Raw genomic sequence first — 25,121 nt, 5'->3', positions numbered from 1 at the left:
TCGGATAGTTAATAAATTAAATTTATTTTATCCTTAATTTTATAGACGCCCAGCATTCCTTTATGACCTTTATCAAAAATTTCCTTTTTAAAAGTATGTAAATCGATTTTTAGAATATTGTACTGAATATCCTGCAAAAACAGAAAATGGTCCTGTCTGTATATTTGGTTCCCTCCGAAGTCATTTGATTTTCCAAATGTAAACAGGGTACGTTCTGTTTTGTTTTCAACATCAAGTTCCTGCAACCGATAATCATACGTATGGTAATATATCTTATTTCCATATGGAACAGGATCTGTAAAAATATCAAATAATGCAAACTGCCTGTAGAGTAATTTCCCTGTATGCGCTTCTAGAAGCATAATTTCTCCGGAGAGGTTATCATTATTATGCAGATTATATCCCAGGAAAATATATTTTCCTGCAACGGTAAAATTATATAGCGCAGATGCAGATTCTGTTTTGCTCCAGATTTTTTTGCCGGAAGAGATTTCATAAGCAGAAATTAATGAACAATTGAAATTTGCCACATAAAAATAAGTTTCATCAAACCCGATAGGACGCGGCGCAAAATCTACCTGGCAGTTTTTATCCGAATGCAGTGGCAATTCATAAAGAATCTTCCCGGTATGGGCATGGATAGCCATTATCCCATACAAATCGATACTTGCAATAATAATATGATTATTTACGATTTGAAATTCTCTTATTCGTCCTGGGGTTGGAAGCTTCCAGGAAATTTTGCCTGTTTTATAATCAACACCGGTAAATAAGTGATCGGATTCGGGAAAATACAATTTGCCATTTTGAGTCCGGGGTTCCGTAAAACAATTATTACTGATTTTTTTTGAATAAATCGTTTTATAGGTTCGTAAATCTTCCAGTTTTATTTCGTAATTACTGCCTTTCGTATAAGAATAGGCGAGCAGGCTATCTTTTGAATTGATAGTTGCAACGGTTGCATAACGGTTTTTGCCGTCATGGTATTCTGCTTTTTTGCATGAGAACAGAAGCAGGAAAAATAATGGAATCAAAATTCTGGACATGCTTTTAATTCTGATAAATGCCAAGATAAAGAAAATATCCCATTAAAATGAAAAGCAGCTGCTTAAAAAACAACTGCTTTATTATATTTTGAATTTAATTTGAAAAATTAAAGATTCAATGCTTTCTGATAGGCATTTTCCAGCCCGTCAAGGTTTTTGCCACCGGCTGTTGCAAAGCCCGGGTTTCCGCCGCCGCCGCCCTGGATTTCTCTGGCTAATTCTTTTATCAGGGCTCCAGCCTGATAAATTCCTGCCAAATCATCTGAAACACCAACGGTAATCATAGGCTTTCCGTCTGCATCGGACAGGATAACCGTGATGGAGGTCGGGATTTCTTTCTTCAACTGGAAGACGATATCTTTTACCGAAGCGGCATCCAGAGATGTTCTTTTTACCAAAAGTAATTTATCACCTTTTTGCTCGTAAGCTGCTTTCCAGTCGCCGATTTCGCCTTTGGCCCTTTCTTTTTTGAATGCTTCCACCTCCGATTTTAAAGAAGCATTTTCCTCCATTAATTTTTCAATCGAACGGATAATATCTTTAGATTTCAACAGTTGGGAAAGTTCCGTCATCTGTTGTTCAAGGTTTTTGAAATACTTTTCAGATTCGTCTCCCGAGATGGCCTCAATTCTTCGGATTCCGGCTGCTGCAGAGCTTTCGGAAACGATTTTGAAATGACCGATTTCGCTGGTGTTTTTCACATGCGTTCCTCCGCAAAGTTCCTTAGAGCTTCCGAACTGGATCATTCGCACGCTGTCGCCGTATTTCTCGCCGAATAAAGCCATTGCACCTTTGTCCAGTGCTTCCTGAATCGGTATGCTTCTGAATTCCTGCAGCGCAATGCTTTCTTTGATTTTTGCATTTACTTTATTTTCTACCAGGGCCAGTTCTTCTTCCGTCATTTTATTGAAATGGGAGAAGTCGAAACGAAGGTAATCCGGACCTACGTAAGAGCCTTTCTGCTCGACATGGGTTCCCAATACCTCTCTTAAAGCTTCATGCAGCAAGTGGGTCACGGAGTGATTGGCCTGGGAGTTTTTTCTATCCGAATTATTTACCTTCGCATAGAGAAGAGCCCCGGCATCTTTCGGAAGACCGCTGATCAAAGAAACGATCAGTCCGTTTTCCTTTTTCGTTTCCAATACTTCAAAACTTTCCGCAGCATTTTCCAGGATTCCTTTATCTCCCACCTGGCCACCGCCTTCAGGGTAAAAAGGCGATTCGCTGAGAACAACCTGATAAAATTCCCCGTCTTTGTTTTCTACCTTCCTGTATCTGGTAATGTAGGTTTCAGATTCAAATTTGTCGTAACCTACGAAGTTTTCAGGTTTTTCTTCAAGGGTTACCCAATCATATACTTTTTGGGCAGAATCTGCTTTGGAACGTTGTTTCTGTTTATCTAATGCCTGCTCAAAACCTTTTTCGTCAATGGTTAAACCCTTTTCTTCAGCAATAATGCGCGTCAAATCATCCGGGAAACCATAGGTGTCATATAATTCAAAGACCTCTTCTGTAGGCAATACCTTTTGATTATCAGTAATGGTCTGCTGAATGAGCTTTTCAACCCTGATCAGTCCGTTTTCTATAGTCCTTAAGAATGATTCTTCTTCACTTTTGATCACTTCAGTCACCAACGTTCCCTGTTTCTGAAGTTCCGGGAAGAATGTTCCCATCTGTTCCTGAAGAACGGCCACCAACTTGTAAAGGAAAGGTTCTTTCATGCCTAAGAACCGGTAAGAATAGGAAATTCCCCTTCTTAAAATTCTCCGGATCACATAACCTGCTCCTCCGTTGGAAGGCAGCTGTCCGTCGGCAATTGCAAAAGAAACGGCCCTGATGTGGTCCACCACCACACGGATGGCAATATCTTTTTCGTCTGCTAAAACTGCGGTATATTTTTTTCCTGAAAGTTCTTCCACTTTAGCGATCAGTGGCGTGAAAACATCGGTGTCGTAGTTGGAAGATTTCCCCTGAAGTGCCATGCAGAGACGCTCGAAGCCCATTCCGGTATCGATGTGCTTGGCAGGAAGATTTTCCAGGGAACCGTCTGCTTTTCTGTTGTACTGCATGAATACCAGATTCCAGATTTCCACTACCTGCGGATGATCGTTGTTTACCAGATCCAGTCCTGAAACTTTTGCTTTCTCTTCTTCGCTTCTCAAATCAACGTGGATTTCGGAGCACGGTCCGCACGGTCCGCTGGCTCCCATTTCCCAGAAGTTGTCTTTTTTGTTTCCGTTAATGATCCGGTCCTCGGAAATAAGGGATTTCCAGAAATCATAGGCATCATGGTCCCTTTCAAGGTTTTCGGAAGCATCGCCCTCAAAAATCGTAACGTACAGGTTTTCTTTCGGAATTCCATATACTTCCGTCAGCAGTTCCCAGGCAAAAGCAATAGCCTCTTTTTTGAAATAGTCGCCGAAAGACCAGTTTCCCAACATTTCAAACATGGTGTGGTGATAGGTATCCCTGCCCACATCATCCAGGTCATTATGTTTCCCGGAAACCCGGAGACACTTTTGGGTATCGGCAATTCTGGAAGCTTTAGGCTCTTTGTATCCTAAAAAATAATCCTTGAACTGCGTCATACCGGAATTGGAAAACATAAGGGTAGGGTCGTCTTTCAGCACGATGGGTGCCGAAGGAACGATCAGGTGGTCTTTGCTTTTAAAGTAATCTAAAAATTTCTGACGGATCTCTTGTGATGTCATGATCTATATGCTTTGCTTTTTTACAAATTTTGATAAGATGCAAATCTACTGTTTTTTACTGAAAACCGTAAGCGGGAAGCCGTAAATTTAAGGTGAACCCGGAGTGGCATTAAAAGGCTGGAAGAGAGATGCTGGATGCCGGGAGTTTTTTTGTACAATTAGTGGCCAATTGACAAAATATTTATTTCCAATTATAAAATGCCAGGTCCGCATTTTGAAAATCAGATAAACTTATTCCGGATGAAGAGGTAAATCTTGCTATTGTCAAATCCATTTCCCTATATTTTTCGTAAATGATAGTGTAAGGTAATCCTTAAGACATGCTATCATTGAGATAGAGATTATCTTTGAAATAGTTTGAAAATAAGTCCGAAATTTGTTATCTGAAACGGGCGGTTTTAATGAAGAAAAGTAAGATTTGAAATGGATATAAAATTAAAAATGAAGAACATATTAATATTGCTCAGCGTTGTTCTGGGTATTGCAGTTTTTGCGACGAGCTGTGGAGATAACAAGCCGAAATCCACGGAGACAAAGAAAGAAAATGAGACCATTATGGACAATAAAAATGTAAAAGAAATCTATTTTGCCGGCGGATGTTTCTGGGGAACCGAGCATTTTTTCCAGCAGATCAGAGGCGTTGTAGGTACGGAGGTAGGATATGCCAACGGAAACAAAAAAAATCCGACGTATGAAGAAGTGGTAAGCCATACCACAGGTTTTGCAGAAACAGTAAAAGTAAAATATGATCCTGAGATAGTTGATTTGAAACTTTTGATCGATCTGTATTTTAAAACCATTGATCCGACCAGCATCGACCAACAGGGAAATGACAGAGGAAACCAGTACAGAACGGGAATTTATACCACCGATAAAGAGACGGAAGCCGCAGTAAAAGCCGAAGTGGCAAAACTGGCTAAAAATTACAGCAAGCCGGTAGTCGTAGAAACGATTCCTCTGAAAAATTTCTACCGTGCCGAAGATTATCACCAGGATTACCTGGACAAAAATCCGGGAGGCTACTGCCACATTGAACCGGGATTGTTTGAAATGGCAAGAAACGCCAACCCGCCGAAAAAAGAAACAAAGGAATCTAAAGAAACCAAATACCAGAAGCAGGACAAAAAAGTCTTAAAGGAAAAACTGACTGCCGAACAGTACAACGTAACCCAGGAAAACGGGACGGAAATGGCTTTTAAAAATGAATATTGGGACGAAACCAGAGAAGGGATTTATGTAGACATTACTACCGGAGAGCCGTTGTTTATTTCTACCGATAAATTTGAATCCGGATGCGGATGGCCAAGCTTCTCCAAGCCGATTACCAAAAAACTGGTAGAAGAAAAACTTGACCGTTCCCACGGAATGACCAGGGTAGAAGTAAGAAGTAAAACCGGGGATGCGCATTTGGGACATGTCTTCAACGACGGACCTGCCGATAAAGGAGGACTTCGTTACTGCATCAACAGTGCCTCGCTGAAATTTATTCCGAAAGCGGAAATGAAAGCAAAAGGCTACGGAGAATATATAGCCTTGCTGGATAAAGATAAAAAATAAGTGTTTTAAAGTGAAGAAGTGATTGTAAGGGGGCTGCCGAAAGGCAGTCCTTTTTTGTTGTATATTTTGCCGGTTATTAGTTTAAACCTTCAAGGTTTGATAAACAGTTATACTATATTTTTCTTCATCTGAAGATTTTCTTTGATGCTGAACATCGAGATGTTCAGAAATAATAAAAATCCGAAGACGATATAATAAGCAGGCTTTGGAAGATTCAGTAAAATTTGTTTTGATATTTCGTAGAGGTTAGGGCTGTACTCTCCATATGAAAGTGATCCGTGATCAATAGGAATTATAACGGTATCATCACCAAAAAAATTGGCCTGTTCGTCCGTATCAATATAATTGGTCACAGCAAACAAATGTCCTGTCTTTTCCAGATCTAAAGCATATGCTTCCTGTTTTGCAGTGGCCATATCATTCAATAAAGAAACAAAATCGCCGTACGTATTATTTTCATCCAGAATAAACTCAATTCCGGTTTCTTTTTGGTTTCTTTTCTTAAGTGATTTTAATTCAGAAACATAGAGCGTGGAGTTTTCTTTAGCAGTTAAAGGATCAACTTTTATTTTCTTATAGTTCCAATTTCTTAAGGGTTCAAAAGTGTAGTCGTAATTGCTTTTATCCTTTGCCAACTATATTATAAACCGTTCGATTGTTATAGGACTTTACGCAATACCAGAATAAAACCGGTATCAACAAAGCACTGATCATTCCCGGTACATAAAAGATTTTCTCATGGCTGTAATTTTGGTGTAATTTAATAAAAATTTAAATTGGAAAAACAAAAAAAGTGACCCAAAATGAGTCACTAAAAAATAATCTGAATATATTGTGTTGAATGTTTCTAATCAATTACCAGTCTCTCTTTCTGAGAATCCAGTAAGATCCGAAGATGAAAATGGCACACCACACCAGACAGGCCACTAAGCTTTCCGTAGGGTAGTGGAATTCGTATTTCATGCCCATCATTTTGGCCATATTCAGCCTCATCATCGGATTTGGGATCAGGCTCGACATGCTCTCCAGCGGCAGAAGATGCGTCACGAAAAAGTCATTCTGCAGGATCTGGTTTCTCTGCTCGCCTTGTAATCCTTTTACCTTCATGAAAACTTCTACGGCTGATAAAATACCTTCGCCTATCCAGAATACAAAAAGTGCCAGGAAAACGAAGACCGATTTTCTTAGTAATACCGAAAGAAACATCAGGAAGCAGAAGAATGTAAACAGTTTTACAAAGTAATTGCCGATGAAGAAAATTTCTTTGAAAACTTTTGCTGATTCTGTAGTATTTGAATACCGGTAACCCAGGAACATCGTAATACCAAAAACAATAATGGTGGAAAAGATCGTGAAAACGCTTATCGTTAAAAGTTTTGAGGTGATGAATTCTTTTCTGCTCAATCCGTCAATCGTGTTCTGCTTGAACATCCGGTTGCTAAATTCCTGTGAGATGGAAAATACAATGATCAGTCCGAGAAAAATTTTCAGCAGGGCTACGATCCAGGTCGTAAAGTTCCAGATTTCCGGAAAGTTGTAGATTCCCTGTTCCTTCAGATTGACCTTTCCGCCGAATAGATCAAAATCCACCAGTCCGATGAAAAGCAGTGCAATAAGAATCGCGAAATATAAGATCGTGAAAACCTTGAACGGCCGATAGTTCAGGTTTTTGTAGTATTCCAGTTTTAGTAGTTTGATCATGATTATTTTGTGTTTTTTACAAGTTCAAGGAATTGGGACTCAAGCGACAATTTTTTCTTGGTAAGATGCGAAAGGAAAATTCCTTTTTCAGATAGCTTCTGATTCAGTGCTGAAGCGGAAACCGAGGCATCATCCCGGATCTGAGCTTTCAGCAGGTCGCCGTCATGGTTAATGGCCGTAAACCACTGAAGTTCATTCAGTGCATTCAGAAGCAATGTATTGTTGTCTGCCTTTAGCTCAAAATACCCGTTGTTGACAGTCATTTCATCCACCCTTCCGCAGTACAGCGAAGTTCCTTCTTTCAGAACAATCACGTGGCTGCATATCTTTTCGATTTCATCCAGCAAATGGCTTGCGATAATAATCGTAATGCCCTGTTTTGCAATATTGCTGATGATCTCACGGATCTGGATGATTCCTTCAGGATCAAGCCCGTTTGTCGGCTCGTCCAGGATCATCACTTCGGGATTGTTCAGCATGGCAGAGGCAATCGCCAGACGTTGTTTCATGCCCAGGGAATATGTTCGGAACAAGTCTTTCTTCCTTTCCAGGAGGTTAACGGTTTTCAAAACCTCATCAATTCTCGAATAAGGTGTTCCCTTGATCTCTGCTACGATTTTCAGGTTGGTTTCCGCATTCAGGTACGGATAAAAATTTGGCTGTTCGATAATGGCCCCGATTTTCTTCAATGTATCGGGATCGGTACCCTTCTTCCCAAACCAGTACCATTCGCCGCTGGTAGGGTTGATCGTTGAAAGCAGCATCCCGAAGGTTGTGGATTTCCCGCTTCCGTTCGGTCCAAGCAGTCCGTAAACATTTCCTCTTTCCACATCGAAGGAAATATTGTTCACTACCGTTCTTTTGAATTTTTTCGTCAGATTCTTTACGGATAAAATTTTTTCCATGTAATTTGTTTTACATAGTAGTAGTCTATATAATTTAATTTTTGTTACAAATAATAGTGAAGATCAGTGAAATTTAATTTTTAAAAATCTTAAATTTGGTAGAATTAATCGGGAATTATGAAGTTAATCGAACTGGCCAAGGAACTTAATGTTTCCGCCGAAGCTATAAAGCAGTTCATTCAGGATTTTGATCTTGAACTTACGGATTGTATCCGTACGAATTTTGAAGTAAAAAAGGATTTTGAAAAATTTGCCCGCGAAAATGCTGAATTTTTGAGGATTTATGAAAAAGACCTTGATAAAACCAAAACCCTTGAGCAGATCGCTGAAACTATCAGACAGCCGAAAGATAAAGTAGAAAGAGCAATTAAAGAAAAAGATCCTAATATCTTCGATAACGGTTTCTTTAAGTCTTCCGTTTCCAGTTATGGCATCGATAACCGGTTAGGCGGCAACTACAAATTCGTTTACGATTATTTCGGACATAAAACCAGTCTTCAGAAAAGGGATTTCATCGGTTACCGGGACCTGTTTTTTTACATTTCAGGTATTCTGGAACCCTTTTTAAATCCGCAGCAAATTAAAGACTGGGGCATCAACAAGCCGGCCGGGATTATCCTGTACGGTCCTCCGGGAAGCGGCAAGATCTTCTGGGCGAATAAAATTGCGGAAATTATCGGCTATGCGTTTAAAGAAGTGAAAAAGCATTACCTCGGAACCTCTTATGTCGACGGCAACCGCACCAATTTCAACGATTTTCTGGTAACGATGATGAAAGAAGACAGGGTATTGTTGTTTATGGATGATTTCGATGAGATCATGATGGCAAGAAAGGCTGAAAACAACGTTGCTGCCTGCAATCTTGAAACCCAGGAAATCATTCTTCATCATATCTCAAGATTTGAGCAGGAAGAGCTTCTGATGATAGGTTCGGCAAAATCCGTTTCGGATATCGATGAAGAAATTACCGCACCGGGAAGATTTGATGTGATGGTTCCCGTTTTCCCTCCCAATGCGGCGGAGCGGGCGGAAATTATCCTGTATGCCATGACTAAAAATCTGGAAAAAGACTCGCTTTTGTTTAAAATCCTCAAAAACAATAAAGCCGATAAAATTCCTTTCTGGAGTAGCGTTTCAGCAAAAATGAAAGTCTTCAGCAACACCATGCTGATCGATTTTACCCAAAGCCTGAAAAAGAGGATCAAGAACCTTTACCAGAAAACCCGTAACGAAGACCTGAAAATAGACCAGAACCTTCTGAACGGAGCTTTGCGGGATGCTGCCGGAAAGCTGACCGGAGAATACCTTGACCAGATTGCCGTTTTTTTAAAGGACGTTACCATCAACAATTTCGACCAGTTTCAATCCCGCATCAAAGAACTGAAGAAGGAGCTGGATTCGTACCGCGCAGTAGAAGAACCTCGCCGGATTATCGGTTTCCATCACAATGAAGAGGAAGGAAGCCAGGGGTGAATGGTGAATGGTGAATTTTGCTCCGCAAATGAATGGTGAAAATTTTATAAATTAAATCTGATTATAAAGGAGAAATTGAAAAACTCCAAAATGTAAATCTTTTACAGTAAAGAATGGTTTAAGCCGCAAGGACTTTATTTTTGATAAGATAGTGGATTTTCTAAAACACGTTAACCGCAATTCCCCTCCTCTGGAGGGGTGGCGAAAATTCAAAGAATTTTTGACGGGGTGGTTTGAGAATTAATTTGCTCTGTAAATAAATTGTCAGTTTTTATGATGACTTGTTGGGAAATACCCAGGTAGAAAAAGTTTTTAGTATTTTATATAATTGGTTATCAATTAGTTATATTTAATAAAATTAAATAGCCCTTATCAATTTGAAATTTCAACAACAATATTCTCAGTGGTATGAAAATTTGACGCTGTCAAATTCTTTGAGCCATTCTGTACTGCCATCATCAGATTTCTTGCGCCTTTGTACAATCCAACCATAACGGAATAAAAATTTCTTATTTTTGCAATAAATAAAAAATCGTGATCAACAACGACCAGATAAAAGAAATCCAATCAAGGATTGACGACCTCCATAAATATCTTCAGATCGACAAGAAGAAGATTGAAATTGCCAATGACGACGAAAAAACGGCTGCGCCGGAATTCTGGGACAATCCCAAAACAGCGGAAGCCTTCCTGAAGCAGCTCCGGTCCAAGAAAAAATGGGTGGAAGCCTACGACGAGATCAATACCCAGTTTGAAGATCTGCAGGTGCTGGTGGAGTTTGCCAAGGAAGATCCGGACTCTGAAAAGGAACTGGATGCTACTTTTCCGCAGCTCGTGGAAAAAATCGAAGACCTGGAATTCAAAAATATGCTTTCCAATGAAGGGGATGAGCTTTCGGCGGTGCTTCAGATCACAGCCGGAGCCGGTGGAACGGAGAGCTGCGACTGGGCTTCGATGCTGATGAGAATGTACACCATGTGGGCCGAAAAGCAGGGCTACAAGATCCGTGAACTGAACTTCCAGGAGGGTGATGTGGCCGGTGTGAAAACCGTAACCCTGGAAATCGAGGGCGAATTTGCTTTCGGCTACCTGAGAGGGGAGAACGGAGTTCACCGGTTGGTAAGGATTTCCCCTTTTGATTCCAATGCCAAGCGTCATACCAGCTTTGTATCGGTATATGTATACCCTTTGGTGGACGATACTATTGAAATCAACATCAATCCGGCCGATATTTCATTCGAGACGATGAGGTCTTCGGGAGCGGGAGGGCAGAACGTAAACAAGGTGGAAACGGCAGTCCGTCTCCGTCATGCGCCGACAGGAATCATCATTGAAAACTCCGAGTCGCGCTCCCAGCTTCAGAACAAGGAAAAAGCCATGCAGTTGCTTCGTTCCAGGTTATACGAAATGGAACTGGAAGAAAGGCTGAAAGCCCGTAACGAGATCGAAGCCAATAAGATGAAAATCGAGTGGGGAAGCCAGATCAGAAATTACGTCATGCATCCGTATAAGCTGGTGAAAGATGTACGTTCCGGCTTCGAGACTTCGGATGTGGATTCCGTAATGAACGGAAACCTCACGGCATTCCTGAAAGCCTTCCTGATGGCGGATGGGACGGCCGTTTCGGACGATGACATGGACTTGTAAAGATCATGTTTAAATTTCGTTAAAATCTTATAATATATTTCCTTTTGACGTTTATTAATCCTATTTTTGTTGCTTATCAAAAGGTATGGAAGATTACAACAACTGGAGAGATTTATTAAATCCCGAGTTCTACATCAAACTGGGTGGGTTCTGGCTGATTCTGTTTATTATTTTTGCCGAGACCGGTCTTTTCGTAGGATTTTTTTTACCGGGAGACTCGTTGCTTTTCGTTTCGGGAATTTATTCGATCGATATCATCCAGGCGACTTTCGGATCTACGGGAAGCGATTTTCTTGATACTTTCATCCTGGCTTCATCCGTAGCCTTAGCAGCCATTGTGGGTAATGAAGTAGGCTATTACTTCGGAAGAAAAGCAGGTTCTACGTTGTACAAGAAACCGGACAACTGGTTGTTTAAAAAGAAATACCTGTATCAGGCGCATGACTTTTTTGAAAAGAACGGCGCACTGGCGATTATCATGGCGAGATTTTTACCGGTGGTAAGGACATTCACCCCGATTGTGGCCGGGATCGTGAAGATGGATAAAAAAGACTTTCTGAGAGATAATGTGATCGGTGCCGTACTGTGGTCGTTTTTACTGATTTTTGCCGGGCATTATCTGGATAAACTGTTCATCGACCAGTTCGGAATCGACCTTAAGAAAAAGCTGGAACTGATCATCATCGTAATCGTCCTGATCACCACTGTTCCGATTATCATTAAATTTTTATTCGGTAAAAAACAGGATTTCTCAAAATATGAGAACCATAATTTTGACGAGGAGGAGAAATAAGAATTTTCTTTAAAATATTTTACAGCCCGCTTTTTGAGCGGGTTTTTTAATAAAGCAACAGAATATTTCTTCTGTATTTTAGAGAAAATTACACTGACCTTTTTTAACATTAAGAAATCAAGATACTTTGGCTTGAAAATATCAAGGTATCGTTTGTCCGGTGGTAATCATCTAATCAATTAATCATTGTTTTAAAGTGAAAAATAAAGAAAGTTTATTTAATTCAGAAAATGAAGTGAAATAAAGGAAATCCTGCCGAATCAAAATTTAGACAGGATCTTAATTAAAAAAAATTATGGAAAGAGATTGTCATTTAATGGTTTCCGGTCATTTGTCAAAGCAAATCAGCCATTACCGGTCCTGATAGCTTTGATAAATATTCAATAGCTCCACAATGTTGCTGATTCCCAGTTTTTTGAAGATTCTTCTTTTATAGGTGCTTACGGTAGGTACTTCCAGCTTTAGCAGATTGGAGATTTCGAGAATCCCGTTTCCTTCAGCCAGTGACATAAAAACCTGGAATTCCCTTTCGGAAAGCTTATCAATGGGTATTCCTTTCTCGCTAAAATGCGGTGCTCTTTTTATAGAAGGATAATACAGGCCTTTATTGAAAAGGGTTTCCACGGCCTGTACCAGGGTCTGTTCATCGGCCAGTTTGTTTACAAAACCTTCTGCGCCTTCCCGGATGTAGTCGGGAGCATAGATTTCTTTCATCGATGAGAAAATCATAACGATAAGATCATTCTGAATGGTTTTCAGCTCGCTTACCATAAACTTGAAAGTACTGTCCGGCATTCCCACGTCAAGCAGGATCATATCGAATCTTTCATTCCTGATCTTCAGTTTTGACTGTGCGTAGCTTTCTGCGTAGTCTACGCTGATGTTTTCCAGATGTTCTTCCAATATCATTCCCGTACCTACGCGTACCACACAATGGTCGTCGGTAATCAGTATTTTTCTCTCAGTGTTTTTCATGTAAATCAATTTTTATTAAGGTACCGTACGGCGAATTATTTTCAAAACGGATAACGGCTTTGATCTTTTTGATCAGCTGAATGACCATGTGTAGCCCCAATCCGTAATTTCTCAGCATCATATCGTTATCGCAGTCACTTTTTGCCAGTTTGCTGTAATAGAGGATCTGGTCTTCCGCCATTCCTTTTCCGGTATCTGAAACGGTGATGGTTATTTTATTTCCCGAATTTTCCGCTGTGATGTTTATTGTTCCGTTCACGGTATATTTCACGGCGTTATCAATGAGGTTGTGAAGGACGATTCCAAGCATGCTCCTGTTGATGCAGGTTTCTATAGCCGAAGGGCAGTCTGTGAAAAGGTGTACGCCCCGCATCAGTGCAATCTCCTGAAAGAGTGTTTTTTTCTCTTCGATCAGTTCCGTAAGCGCATATTTTTCACCGTAAATCATTTCTTCCGCATAGAGTTCGGAATACTTTTTCAGGCCCTGGGTGAATTTATAAAGCTGTTCGGAGCTTTTATAAATGCTGTCAAAATATTTTTTCTGGAGCTTCTGATCATCGGTTTTTGCGATTTTTTCGGAAAGGAGGGTGATGAACTTTACGGGAGTGGTAATGTCGTGGCTGATGCTCTGTACCAGCTGCTGCTTATAGTCGGATTCGGTTTTTAGCCTGTTTTTTGTCGTTTCGAGATCGGCACTGGTTAATTTCAGCTCATGGTCCCTGTGGCTGAGGTCTTCTTCCAGCTTCCGGTTTGTATTCCGGAGAAAACGGGTCCTCAGATGGATCAGCCATGCGATGATCAGGATCATGAAAGCAATCACCAAAGCCTTAAAAAGCAGGGTCTGGTAGAAGAGAGGCGTTATCATAACGGGAATCTTTTTATAGGCAAAAGTTCCCCGGGCGGAAGTAAGGTACCTGAAGACCAGGGTATAGTTTCCGGGCGCGATATCGCTCAGGGTATACATGCGGTTATCCGGTAAAGTTTTCCACTGCTCATCGTCACTGTTTTCCAGTTTTGCCTGGAGGGCAATATTTTCCGTAGAATAATAGTACGGAATATCCACATAAATTTCAACGGGCTTAAAATTACCGTTCAGAAGGATTTTTCCGGGGATGGGACTGTTTTTATGGCCGGTCTTCATCCGCTCTATAAAAAGCTGGTCTTTTCGGGGGTAATACGAGCGGATGCTCTCCGGGATGAAGAAAACGAAACCTTCCATTGAAGGAAATACCATTTCTCCGTTTTTCAGAAGGTTGACACTCGGGTTTGAGCTTCCGTTAAACTCATTATTGTACAGCCCGTACACTTTGGTATACCGGTAATAGGGGATAAAAGAACGTTTCCGGTCCAGATAATCCAGTACGGCTTTTTCAGGAACCTTAAACAATCCGTTGTTGGAAGAAATCCAGAAATTGGATTGTGCATCTTCTGCCAGGGTATGGGCGCTGGCAATCATCCCTTTTGAATCGTCCGGCAGTCGGATAACCCGGCTGCCGTTCAGGGAATACCAGCCTTTATTATGGGTCGTAAACCAAAAGCGGCCGTCTTTTGTACGGATGATCTGCTTGACGGGAATATCCCTGGCAAAATGCCGGATGATTTTTCTTTCCGGAAGAGAAACAAGATGGAGGCCGTCGTTTGTTCCTACATACAGATGGTTTTTATCGTAGTGAATAACCGAATTGATATTCTGGTTAAAGACAAAACGGTAACCGGTTTTGCTGAAATCATCATTTTTGAAAATATATAAATGGCATTTAAGATCTTCATCCACCATATTGGCCATATAAAGATTCCTGCTTTTAAAAATAGCATCTATTCTTTTACCTGGAAAAACAGTTGAATCTTTTGTAGCATAATTTGTCTTTTTAAGTCTCCTTATAATACTGCTGTTCGTTTTATATATCAGGTTTCCGGAATTGTCGTATAATAGATTTCTCTTATCATAATTTAAGGATAGCGGGAAAATGTTTTCGGCTTTACTTTTTGTATAAAGTATCCCTTCTTGTGTAATAACGGCATTTTTACCGAATGGAAGAGCGGCGTAAGAGACTTCATTTGCAAACGGGATCTTCTTCTGTGAAGTATAAAATCCTGACAAGGTGACAATATTAAGGCCTCTGGTAAGGCTTCCGAAGTACATTTTATGATAGTCACGGTCATAGAAAAGCGAACAGAAGAACTGGCTTCCAATATTAGGATAACTCAATAAATAGCGTAATATGGGTTTACCTTTATTAAATTCACTTAAGTAGATTTTATCGTGATGAATAACAAAGATCTGGCCGGTAGTCTGATGCCAGTAAATCCGGGAGGTCGGATCATTATACAAATTCGGTTTATTATCATAAGAAATCTTACCGTTTGATAAGATAATAGTTTTTCTTTTTACCGGATCAGCAATAAATATCTGGTCTCCATGTACGAAGATATTTTTAAGCTGGTTAAAACCGATAGGTAATCCCATATTCTTTTTAGGAGAATAAATATCTTTAGAAAAATCTAAGGTATGGTTATTAAAATAATAAATTCCGGTATTGGTCTTTATATAATAATAGTCAACATCAGGATAAAAAATACCCGTAAGACTGTTTTTATAGAATTTTCTATACGTTTTATTCTTATCCGGAAGCTGGAAATATTTTTTATCCAGTAAAGTATCCTGTATCTTCCTACCTGTAATCTTAATGGCATTATTATAATAGTTAAAAGTAAGAATACTGTCTTTTTCAATACTACCCAGAAAATCACTCAGAAAAAGATTATCACTTTTGAAACGATTATCCCGAATGAAATTGCTCCCATCATATCGAAGAATTCCTGATTCGGTAGCCAGCCAGATAAAGCCATATTTATCCTTGATGATATCTTTTACGGTATTCTGCGGAAGCCCGTTGTCCGTACTGTACCAATTAGAAGTACTTACTTGGGCAATTATGCTCATGAAGGGAAAAATAAGAAGAAGAGCAGAATAAAAAAATTTCATCTGTGTTAAAATCTAGGTACATGGCAAATGTAGTACATATATGTTTAAATTTTGTAGTTAAATTATGACAATCTTGTAAACATTTTATTACAAATAATTTTACAGCCAAATAGGAGAATCCCTATATCTTTGAAACAGTAAAACAGATCAGAAAAGATGATTTAATTTTGATACCGTATGATGATGAAAAATATATAAAGGATCCAAAAGATCCGGCCCGGAAATCATCCTCATGATGATCTGCCAAATAAAGATTCTAAAAACACAATGAATTATTGTCATGTTGTATTTAATGCAGCCCCCGTTTCAATGTATTAAATCATCTTTCATCTTTCTGTTTTGCCAAACCGGGTTTATTTATAATGGGGAAGGTATTTTAGATGCATTCATAAATAAACAGGTAATAAATTATCTTCAAATAATACAATTGATAAAAAAAACAAATTATGATCAAAAATGTTTCCATCTTATTTATATTCTCACCAATATTTTTATTCTCACAGGTAGGAATTAACACAAACAATCCGCAGGCCACCTTTGATAGCAAAGAATTATATTCCCTGGCAGCAGAAGTATTTTAAAATTCACACGAAGACCACTCTTGATTATAATAAATTAAAAATTTCAATACATGAAAAAAATTACCCTTTTAACTTTACTGCCTTTAAGTGCAGTATTGTATTCACAGGTTGGGATCAATAACAATCTTCCCAAAGCCACCCTCGACATTACGGCAAAAACCACCGACGGTAGCAAACCGGAGGGAATCATCGCCCCGCGTCTTACCGGCGACCAGATCAAATCAGCGGATGCGCAATACGGTTCCGATCAGAAAGGTGCTATTGTTTATGCCTTGGCCGCAGTTTCTGCGGCAAGTACCAAAACAGCCAATATTACGGCAGAAGGCTATTATTTCTTCGACGGAAACCTCTGGAAAGCCGTAGGATCGGGAATTGGCGATAATCTGGGCAACCATTCGGCAACACAGGATCTTGCCATGAACAATTTTGCCATACAATTGGGTGCAGCAGGCGGAAATAGTAATAAAATTGTTTACAATGCAACCATAGACGGTCCTGTGATTACCGGTAATGCCGGAGGTGTACTGGGTACCCAAAGCGGGGGTGTTGCCAAAAACGTCTTAACCTGGAACAGTGCAGGCAGCGTGGAGGTAAACGGAAACTCTACCAATGCTGTTTCCTACAATGCAGGAACAGGAGTAAATATAGATTATGTATCTAGTAATCTCGCTTATACTACAGCAAATGCCGGAAATACATTTAATCTTACAGGCATTAAAGACGGCGGAACGTACAGCCTTGCCGTAAAAGGTACGGTAAGCGGTACAGCCTCCTTTACTGCGCCTAGCGGCTTTACTGTAAAATATGCCAACAGCCGTCCTTCAACATCAGGAAAAGAAACAGTCTACACCTTTGTGGTCATCGGATCAACAGTCTATGTCTATATGTCTGCAGGATTTTAATTTTTAAAACCTAACAAAGAGAGATGTCAAAAATAAAAAACAGGTTCAGAGCCTTTTATGCAGGAATGGTGTTGCTCGGTGCAGTGCAATACACAACAGCACAGGCAGTGGGAACTCCATATATAATATCTACACAGGATATCCCTTTCAGTTTTCTTTCCGGAGGCACTGGTATAGAATCACCTGCGGTAGTAGAACAAACTGCTGATGGAGGGTATATTACAATGGCAGGAACTAACTCATCTGCAACCGGTGATGTTACAATGACCAGCCGTGGACAAACAGATATGTGGGTGGTAAAATATGACCAATATGGCAAAATAGAATGGCAGAGACTTTATGGAGGGGCTAATTTTGAATATAGCGGTGATCTGAAACAAACAACAGATGGAGGGTATATCATGGTGGCACAAACAAATTCCTCAGGAACGGGTGATGTCATGACTGCTCCGGCAAATCATGGCGGCAATGGTGATGTCTGGGTGGTGAAATTATCTGCGACAGGAGCTATTACTTGGCAAAAGATATTGGGAGGCACCGGCAGTGAGCAGGTAAAAGCAGTGCTGCAGACGGATGATGGCGGATATCTGATAGGTGCAAGCACAAACTCCTCAGCCACAGGAGAAGTTACAAGTACTAGATCGAATTCAGGTGATTACGATTTTTGGGTTGTGAAGCTAACTTCTACGGGAACTCTGACCTGGCAACAGACCTATGATAATCCCGGACCAAAAGATGCGTCAGTAGGCTCAGATTATTTATATGATATTGCCCCGGCCAGCGATGGGACCGGATATATTCTTACGGGTTACGGATCATCATATTATCAGACAACAAATGCTGGAAGTTCTTTTGACTATTTTGTAGTAAAAATAAATCTTACAGGGACTGCGCAATGGAGCAAGCTGTATGGGAGTCCTGGTAGTGAATCATCTTATTCTGTAACCCCGACTTCCGACGGTGGCTGTGTGGTTGTAGGGTATTCAGCAGGTTCTGCTGCCGGTGATGTTACCGGTACCAACCATGGGGGGAATGACATGTGGATACTCCGATTGAACCCGTCAGGCGATATTGTATGGCAAAAACTCTATGGGGGCAGTGGCGACGAACGTGCTTATTCTGTTATAACAGCAGCAGATGGTGGATATATGATAGCAGGCAATTCTACATCCTCTGCCAGCGGTGATGTTACAGCAATCAATCATGGTGGTAATGATGTCTGTGTATTCAAATTAACATCAGCAGGTGTTATTCAAAGGCAGGCGTTATATGGCGGTACCTCCGCTGATGGTAATGTAAGTTCCACTGTTATAAATATAAGACCCATAGCCATAAGACAGACGGCTGATGGCGGCTATGTTGTTGTAAGTACTTCGGGATCAAATAACAGCGGAGATGTTACTGATGCAAATAACGGAGCTGGCGGAGTTACAAATTTTGATCAGTGGATATTTAAAATGGATACCACCGGCAATATTGTCTGGGTTCCGCATACAGGACAAAAAAATTAAGGATTATAATGAAATAATGAGTACCGCCGTACAGGAGGTAATTTGGAATTGTTTACCCGAATAAATTAAAAGCGGTCCGGATTATTTTTGGTAAAATGCAGAAAGTGATGCAAATAAAACAAAGAGTTCGGACCTTTCTGCCGGAAGCCGGCAGGTTATAAAAAAGGCTCATATCAAAAATTAAAAAATCACAGGAAGCAGGATTTATCTATTTTCTGTTTGCCATTCGATAAACGGGAGAGACAATATATTATACTATAAAAATTTCAATACATGAAAAAAAATGCTCTTTTAACTTTACTGCCTTTAAGTGCAGTATTGTATTCACAGGTTGGGATCAATAACAATCTTCCCAAAGTCACCCTCGACATTACGGCAAAAACCACCGACGGCAGCAAGCCTGAAGGAATCATCGCGCCCCGCCTTACCGGAGACCAGATCAAATCAGCGGATGCACAATACGGTTCCGATCAGAAAGGCGCCATTGTTTATGCACTGGCCGCAGTTTCTACGGCAAGTACCAAAACAGCCAATATTGCCGGAGAAGGCTATTATTTCTTCGGTGGAAACATCTGGCAGAGAATCGGTTTTGGTTCCGACACCAGCATTTACAACGGCAGCGGAAGCCTTTCCGGAAATACCATAGTGGCGCAGAATGCCAATACCCTTTCTTTCACGGGAACCGCAGTAAATGCTTTTTCGGTAGACGGCAATACGCTTTCGGTAGATGCTGCCAACCACAGGATCGGAATCGGAACAGCAGCTCCGTCGGTTGCACTGGAAATCAACAACGGAACCACTGCAGGAGCTATTAAGATTACAGACGGCACCCAGGCACTGAACAAAGTGCTTACTTCAAACGGTAGCGGGACTGCCAACTGGCAGTATTCGGCCATGCCGGCCGGGGCAGTTATCTATACGGCATCGGGTACCATTCTCAACGGTTTCCTGGAATGCAACGGGGCCGCCGTGAGCCGTACCACCTATTCCGTGCTTTTTTCTCTCATCGGGACCACCTACGGTTCAGGAGACGGCAGTACGACTTTTAACCTTCCCGACCTCAGGGGAGAATTCGTAAGAAGCTGGGACCATGGCAGGGGAGTGGATAGCGGAAGAAACCTGGGAAGCCTGCAGAACCATATGTTACAAAACCATGAACACGATATTCCTACCCCTACCGGAGGTACCGGGAGCGGAAGGGCTGCCCATTCCGACGATAACGGGACAAATCAGGGAGGAAATAATGTTTTGGTTGCAGGCCAGTATTATACCTATAGTACGGGACCTTCAGGAAATTATGGTCCTGAGACCCGTCCGCGTAATGTCGGATTAACTGCCATGATCAGATATTAAATTCGATAAAGATCAGTTGCAGCAATCCGCATATTTTATAATAAAATTATTGCAGACTTCGCTCAATAATACATATACAATAAATAAAACTTAAGGATATGAAAAAATTAGTTTTCTTTGCAGTATTGCCTCTATCGGCATTATTGTATTCCCAGGTCGGGATTAATAACAATGCACCCAAGGCAACGCTGGATATTACGGCAAAAACCACCGACGGCAGCAAGCCCGAAGGAATCATCGCCCCGCGCCTTACCGGCGACCAGATCAAATCAGCGGATGCGCAATACGGTTCAGATCAGAAAGGAGCCATTGTTTATGCCTTGGCCGCAGTTTCTACGGCAAGTACCAAAACAGCCAATATTACGGCGGAAGGCTATTATTTCTTCGACGGAAATCTCTGGCAGAAAGTAGGCCTGGGTGTGGATACGAGCGTCTACAAAGGCAGCGGAAGCCTTTCCGGAAATACGGTAGTTACCCAGAATGCCAATACCCTTGCTTTTACGGGAACGGCTGTAAATGCTTTTTCCGTAGACGATACCACCTTTTCGGTAGACGCTTCCAACAACAGGGTGGGAATCGGAACGGCAACGCCGTCGGTAAGGCTTGAAATCAATAACGGAAGCACCGCAGGAGCCATTAAAATTACAGACGGTACCCAGGCAGTGAATAAAGTTCTTACTTCAGATGCCAACGGGGTAGGGAGCTGGCAGTATGCCATCATGCCTCCCGGAGCCATTATCTATATGGCAACGAGCACCGTGCCCAGCGGTTATCTTGAATGCAACGGGGCTGCGGTAAGCCGAACCACTTATCCGGAACTTTTCAACCTTATCGGAACTACTTACGGATCGGGAGACGGCAGTACCACCTTCAACCTGCCTGATCTCAGGGGAGAATTTGTAAGAGGCTGGGACCATGGCAGGGGGTTGGATAGCGGAAGAAGCCTGGGAAGCTTGCAGAATCATATGTTACAATTCCATGAACATGATATTCCTACCCCTACCGGAGGTACCGGCAGCGGAAGAGCGATGATTACGGATGATAACGGCGTCAATCAGGGAGGAAACAATACTTTGGTTGCAGGAAGATACTATACCTACAATACCGGACCTTCAGGAAATTATGGCCCTGAGACCCGTCCGCGTAACGTGGCACTGATGCCTGTGATCCGGTATTGATTGTCTCACCGGCAGGCCGGACGTATCTTAAAAACAAACCAATTATTTTTACACAAATGTCAATTATATAAAGTTATGGACTTCAAAAAAATCCATATAGGAAGTCTCATTAAAAAAAAAGTTGCGGAGAGCGGGGTTGAAATGTCCCGCATCTGCAATTTTATGAAATATTCCGAGGATAAAATTTACGGCACCTATCTGTCTGAAGATATAGGAACAAGGGAACTTCTGAAATGGAGCAAGCTGCTGGATTATGATTTTTTCAGGATCTATACCCAGCACATAATCCTGTATTCTCCTCCTTCCGCCCAAAAGGCAAACCAACAGAAAAAGACCGGACTTCCTTTATTCCGGAAGAACATCTATACCCGGGAAATCATCGATTTTATTCTTGAACTTATTAATAACGGAGCCAAAACCAAAGCTGAAGTCATGGAAGAATACCGTATTCCGAAAACAACCCTTTACAAATGGATTAGCAAACATGATAATACCTGATTACCACAAAATATACCGCGACATGATCCGCATAAAGTATCCCGAAAAGGCCGGTTTATGCCAGAAAATTCTAAACAAAAAGACGCTGGAGCTGATGGACATCATCCGTCTGAATGCCATTATCGCCGGAAGCGGCTGTGCGGAAAACGTCAGCTACAACCAGAAGCTGAAATCATACGATAAAAGAGCGATCCTTCAGATCTTAGACCATCAGAAAAAGCACAGATTAAATAACAGCCAACTATCTCGGCATTTTAAGCTCAGCAGAAATACGGTTGCCAAATGGAAAAAGCTTTTTCTCTAATCTAATCACGTATTAAGAAAGTATGTTTTTAGTATTCCTATGGAAAATGATGAAGTTTCTGTTTAGTGACAGTTTACAGAGAATTAATTGGGAACATCATCCTAAACTAAGGAAATATTATATTCATGAAGTAGTCAGAAACATGCATCTGCTGGGCAAAAGCAAGTCTGAAATAGAATCGCTTTTCGGAATTGATGAATCCGGAAAGCATCTCACCTGCAGTTGGAGTTATTATATAGAAACGCGTAAGAAAATGAAATATTACCTCATTTTTGATTTCAAAGACGATCAGGTAATAAAAGTCCGTTATAAATTTAAAAAAAAATATCATTAAGATATATATTATCATCGAAATGGTTTTATACAATATCGAGTTTAAAGGAAATTTATCTTCTTTGCGTAAGTACGGAGAAAGTGGATCAAGTCCGCTCTTTCTGTTTTTTTAATACATTTAAATGATATGATTAATCTGAATACTTATAACCTGTATCATTCCTCTTTATTTTAAAAGGTTAAAGTAAAATAGCAATAAGAGAAGATGGATAAATCAAATTTGGAATTGTTAAACTAAGATAAGTGCGGTCAATTTCTCTAAAAAATTAAAAATAGCGTATTGAATTTCAAATTTGTCAAAGTTTTCAAGATCTATTTTAAACTAATGATACCTCAAATTTAATTGGGATTTTTCCTAAAAATTCCCTCATCCAGCTTCTCTATTCCAGCTTAAAAACTATTCCCGGATCCATTCCAGGATATTCGGATAGATGATGCTGTCTCTTTTCAGCTTATTGAAGAACCTTGGGGCATGGCCGGTTCTGTCCATGTAAATAAATTTGTGGGCAACATTTTGCGCCGTCAGTGCCGAATCAAGGGCCAATCCCTGTTTCTGATTGACCAGAAAATCCCGGTTTCCCTGAAAGAGAAGGGTAGGGACGTTAGAAACATTGGCGATCGGGCTTGCCTTTTTAAATTCTTCGGATAAATTTTTACGGTCGAATTTCGTACCTACCACTTTCTGAATCGTCGGTGAAGAATATTTGGAGTAAAAAGAATTCAGATATTGGGGGGAATAAAAATCAGTCGGCCCGCTGAGGGAGATAATTTTCTTAACCCGTTCGGGATGTCCGTAACCATACAATAGAGCCAGATGCCCACCCGCACTTTCACCCAGAAGAATATAGTTATCCGGCTGCAGTTCGGCATTTTCAGCCAGTGTATTGAACTTCAGCAATGCAGCATTGATATCTTCCAGCTGTTCGCGGTACGTGATTTTTTTAGATCCGGAAACCAGCCTGTAATTCATATTGATGCTGGGGATATTATGCTGAAAAAGCATTTTCTGGATCTGGATCATGTGTTCCTTCTTTCCCATGGTCCAGCCCCCGCCGTGGATCAGCAAAACCACCGGGCTGTTTACGGCATAACCTGAAGGAAGAAAAACATCCATCTTCTGCCTTTCGTGCTCGCCGTATTTCAGATTGTAAATTTTCTGCTCGTTACCCGTTCCCACCCAGACTTTGAATTTTCTCGTATTGCATGAACTGAATACAAAGCCGATTAATACTAAAACAAAGAGATGATAATAAAAAACCGGCTTTTTCATAAATTAAAGATACGGAAAATTAAATGAAGATTCTCTTTTAGCAGAAGCTTTCCCTACTGCTTGTTTAGAATGATTTCTTATCTGTATTTTTTGTTGTTTTACTGCGTGCATAAAATCCTTCGAGATCCTCAGGATGACCTAACACTAATGCTAACTTGAAATATGTTTCCTTGACTGAACAGAACAACCATTTTAATTCAATCAAAAATGCATATGCGCACTGTCGGGCTGAAGCTCCCGAAGCCTTTACTGACGATATATGAAAATCCTTCGAGAGCCTCAGGATGACCTAACGCTAATTCTAATCTAATTATAAGTTGTCAGGATGAGAATATCCAAGCCTTTCCAAACCACTCTTAATAACTTGGCCTATTTCATATTGGTGCATTCTTTGTTAAGTTTTATGCCGGAATTTGTATCTGGCATTACGGAAAACCGAATTAAATAATTAATTTTGCGTTTTAACAATTATTAAAAAAATATTAAAATACTATGGCATCTGGTTTTTTTGCGATTTTGGACGATATCGGAGCATTGATGGATGATGTGGCGGTTACGAGTAAAGTGGCCACTCAGAAGACAGCAGGCATCCTGGGAGATGACCTTGCAGTGAATGCAGAAAAAGCAACGGGATTCCTGTCGTCAAGAGAGCTGCCGGTTTTATGGGCCATTACCAAAGGTTCCTTTATCAATAAGCTTATTATCCTTCCTGTGGTATTTCTGCTCAACTGGCTGTATGCGCCTGCCATTAATTATGTATTGATTCTGGGTGGGCTGTATCTCTCTTTCGAAGGGGTCGAAAAAATCATAGAATTTCTTTTTCACCGGAATAAGAAAGGGCATGAAGTGGAAGAGCAGATCGAGGAAACAAAAGAACAGAGCCCGGAAGAAGTGGAAAAGTCAAAAATAAAGTCGGCTGTCACCACCGATTTTATCTTATCCATAGAAATTGTAATTATCGCATTGGGTACAGTGCTCGAAGAAAGCCACCCATTTATTACGCAGATCCTGGTAACCACGCTTGTCGCCTTTATTGCTACCGTCGGAGTATATGGAATTGTAGCCCTGATTGTAAGAATGGACGATGCCGGATTTAAGCTGATTAAAAAAAGCAATGATAAAGGATTTTTCGGAAAACTCGGACATTTGCTTGTAAAGGCACTGCCGATCGTAATCAAAGCATTAGGCGTTATCGGAACCATTGCCCTGATTATGGTAGCCGGAGGGATCTTTGCCCACCGAATCGATTATTTTCACCATCTATTACCGGAGTGGTCATCCAGTGAAATCCTGACCAAGCTAAAAGAAATCCTGCTTGGACTTGCCGGAGGTATTTTAGGGGTTATCCTGTTTACCCTGGGAAAAGGAGCTGTTTCTTTAGTAAAAAGTAAATAATT

At 40.7% G+C, this 25,121-nt stretch carries 20 protein-coding genes; 12 read left to right on the top strand and 8 right to left on the bottom strand.

Annotated elements, in window-relative coordinates:
* Positions 1 to 8: 8 nt before the first annotated feature.
* Both ACED20_RS13480 and alaS read right to left on the bottom strand, forming a co-directional pair.
* Complete coding sequence (locus ACED20_RS13480; RefSeq protein ID WP_378105142.1) at positions 9 to 1,046, bottom strand: PQQ-binding-like beta-propeller repeat protein; 1,038 nt, start codon at positions 1,044 to 1,046, stop codon at positions 9 to 11.
* Between the two features lie 107 nt (positions 1,047 to 1,153).
* Positions 1,154 to 3,757: an alanine--tRNA ligase gene (alaS, locus tag ACED20_RS13475; RefSeq protein WP_378105139.1), complete on the bottom strand. Its 2,604-nt coding sequence runs from the start codon at positions 3,755 to 3,757 to the stop codon at positions 1,154 to 1,156.
* 441 nt (positions 3,758 to 4,198) lie between these two features.
* Between alaS and msrB the strand changes: the two genes are divergently transcribed.
* Positions 4,199 to 5,314: a peptide-methionine (R)-S-oxide reductase MsrB gene (gene msrB / locus ACED20_RS13470; protein ID WP_378105136.1), complete on the top strand. Its 1,116-nt coding sequence runs from the start codon at positions 4,199 to 4,201 to the stop codon at positions 5,312 to 5,314.
* 107 nt (positions 5,315 to 5,421) lie between these two features.
* Here the strand turns inward: msrB and ACED20_RS13465 are convergent, their stop codons facing one another.
* The 3 genes from ACED20_RS13465 to ACED20_RS13455 all read right to left on the bottom strand — a co-directional run bounded on the left by ACED20_RS13465 (position 5,422) and on the right by ACED20_RS13455 (position 7,920).
* A complete protein-coding gene (locus ACED20_RS13465; protein WP_345767584.1) occupies positions 5,422 to 5,949 on the bottom strand; it encodes a hypothetical protein in 528 nt (175 codons plus the stop codon).
* A gap of 220 nt (positions 5,950 to 6,169) precedes the next feature.
* Positions 6,170 to 7,015 carry an ABC transporter permease gene (locus tag ACED20_RS13460; RefSeq protein ID WP_294228839.1) on the bottom strand — a complete coding sequence of 282 codons (846 nt, stop codon included), beginning with the start codon at positions 7,013 to 7,015 and terminating at the stop codon, positions 6,170 to 6,172.
* A gap of 2 nt (positions 7,016 to 7,017) precedes the next feature.
* The gene (locus tag ACED20_RS13455) at positions 7,018 to 7,920 is read right to left on the bottom strand and encodes an ATP-binding cassette domain-containing protein (RefSeq protein WP_345767585.1); all 903 of its coding nucleotides are present in this window, start codon (positions 7,918 to 7,920) and stop codon (positions 7,018 to 7,020) included.
* 117 nt (positions 7,921 to 8,037) lie between these two features.
* Here ACED20_RS13455 and ACED20_RS13450 point away from each other — a divergent pair, with 117 nt between their 5' ends.
* The 3 genes from ACED20_RS13450 to ACED20_RS13440 all read left to right on the top strand — a co-directional run bounded on the left by ACED20_RS13450 (position 8,038) and on the right by ACED20_RS13440 (position 11,833).
* A complete protein-coding gene (locus tag ACED20_RS13450; RefSeq protein ID WP_294240890.1) occupies positions 8,038 to 9,393 on the top strand; it encodes an AAA family ATPase in 1,356 nt (451 codons plus the stop codon).
* 534 nt (positions 9,394 to 9,927) lie between these two features.
* Complete coding sequence (prfB, locus tag ACED20_RS13445) at positions 9,928 to 11,040, top strand: peptide chain release factor 2 (RefSeq protein WP_294240888.1); 1,113 nt, start codon at positions 9,928 to 9,930, stop codon at positions 11,038 to 11,040.
* Between the two features lie 85 nt (positions 11,041 to 11,125).
* Positions 11,126 to 11,833, top strand: coding sequence for a DedA family protein (locus ACED20_RS13440; RefSeq protein WP_294221338.1), 708 nt, complete (start codon positions 11,126 to 11,128; stop codon positions 11,831 to 11,833).
* 351 nt (positions 11,834 to 12,184) lie between these two features.
* Here ACED20_RS13440 and ACED20_RS13435 read toward each other — a convergent pair whose 3' ends face one another.
* Together ACED20_RS13435 and ACED20_RS13430 are read right to left on the bottom strand one after the other, a co-directional pair.
* Positions 12,185 to 12,808, bottom strand: a complete 624-nt coding sequence (locus ACED20_RS13435) for a response regulator transcription factor (RefSeq protein ID WP_294240887.1) — start codon at positions 12,806 to 12,808, stop codon at positions 12,185 to 12,187.
* Positions 12,795 to 15,752, bottom strand: a complete 2,958-nt coding sequence (locus tag ACED20_RS13430) for an ATP-binding protein (RefSeq protein WP_345767588.1) — start codon at positions 15,750 to 15,752, stop codon at positions 12,795 to 12,797. The genes ACED20_RS13435 and ACED20_RS13430 overlap by 14 nt, the downstream gene beginning before the upstream one ends.
* Positions 15,753 to 16,425: 673 nt before the next feature.
* On the opposite strand from ACED20_RS13430, the gene ACED20_RS13425 reads away from it, so the two are divergent.
* The 7 genes from ACED20_RS13425 to ACED20_RS13395 all read left to right on the top strand — a co-directional run bounded on the left by ACED20_RS13425 (position 16,426) and on the right by ACED20_RS13395 (position 22,455).
* Positions 16,426 to 17,277 carry a hypothetical protein gene (locus ACED20_RS13425; protein ID WP_294240882.1) on the top strand — a complete coding sequence of 284 codons (852 nt, stop codon included), beginning with the start codon at positions 16,426 to 16,428 and terminating at the stop codon, positions 17,275 to 17,277.
* Positions 17,278 to 17,300: 23 nt separating this feature from the next.
* Positions 17,301 to 18,788, top strand: coding sequence for a hypothetical protein (locus ACED20_RS13420; protein WP_294240881.1), 1,488 nt, complete (start codon positions 17,301 to 17,303; stop codon positions 18,786 to 18,788).
* A 273-nt stretch (positions 18,789 to 19,061) separates the two neighbouring features.
* Positions 19,062 to 20,141: a phage tail protein gene (locus ACED20_RS13415; RefSeq protein WP_378105125.1), complete on the top strand. Its 1,080-nt coding sequence runs from the start codon at positions 19,062 to 19,064 to the stop codon at positions 20,139 to 20,141.
* Positions 20,142 to 20,239: 98 nt separating this feature from the next.
* A complete protein-coding gene (locus tag ACED20_RS13410) occupies positions 20,240 to 21,319 on the top strand; it encodes a tail fiber protein (protein WP_345767593.1) in 1,080 nt (359 codons plus the stop codon).
* A 75-nt stretch (positions 21,320 to 21,394) separates the two neighbouring features.
* Complete coding sequence (locus ACED20_RS13405) at positions 21,395 to 21,817, top strand: transposase (protein ID WP_294240877.1); 423 nt, start codon at positions 21,395 to 21,397, stop codon at positions 21,815 to 21,817.
* 22 nt (positions 21,818 to 21,839) lie between these two features.
* Complete coding sequence (locus ACED20_RS13400; protein WP_294240876.1) at positions 21,840 to 22,121, top strand: helix-turn-helix domain-containing protein; 282 nt, start codon at positions 21,840 to 21,842, stop codon at positions 22,119 to 22,121.
* Between the two features lie 22 nt (positions 22,122 to 22,143).
* Complete coding sequence (locus ACED20_RS13395) at positions 22,144 to 22,455, top strand: hypothetical protein (protein ID WP_294240874.1); 312 nt, start codon at positions 22,144 to 22,146, stop codon at positions 22,453 to 22,455.
* 396 nt (positions 22,456 to 22,851) lie between these two features.
* Here the strand turns inward: ACED20_RS13395 and ACED20_RS13390 are convergent, their stop codons facing one another.
* Complete coding sequence (locus ACED20_RS13390) at positions 22,852 to 23,724, bottom strand: alpha/beta hydrolase (protein ID WP_378105121.1); 873 nt, start codon at positions 23,722 to 23,724, stop codon at positions 22,852 to 22,854.
* 492 nt (positions 23,725 to 24,216) lie between these two features.
* Here ACED20_RS13390 and ACED20_RS13385 point away from each other — a divergent pair, with 492 nt between their 5' ends.
* Positions 24,217 to 25,119: a DUF808 domain-containing protein gene (locus ACED20_RS13385; protein WP_294199806.1), complete on the top strand. Its 903-nt coding sequence runs from the start codon at positions 24,217 to 24,219 to the stop codon at positions 25,117 to 25,119.
* The last annotated feature ends 2 nt before the right edge of the window (positions 25,120 to 25,121 follow it).

This window comes from Chryseobacterium sp. sg2396 (assembly GCF_042610505.1).
In the GTDB taxonomy this organism is placed as follows: Bacteria; Bacteroidota; Bacteroidia; order Flavobacteriales; family Weeksellaceae; genus Chryseobacterium.
This window is presented reverse-complemented; position numbering and strand designations above follow the sequence as displayed.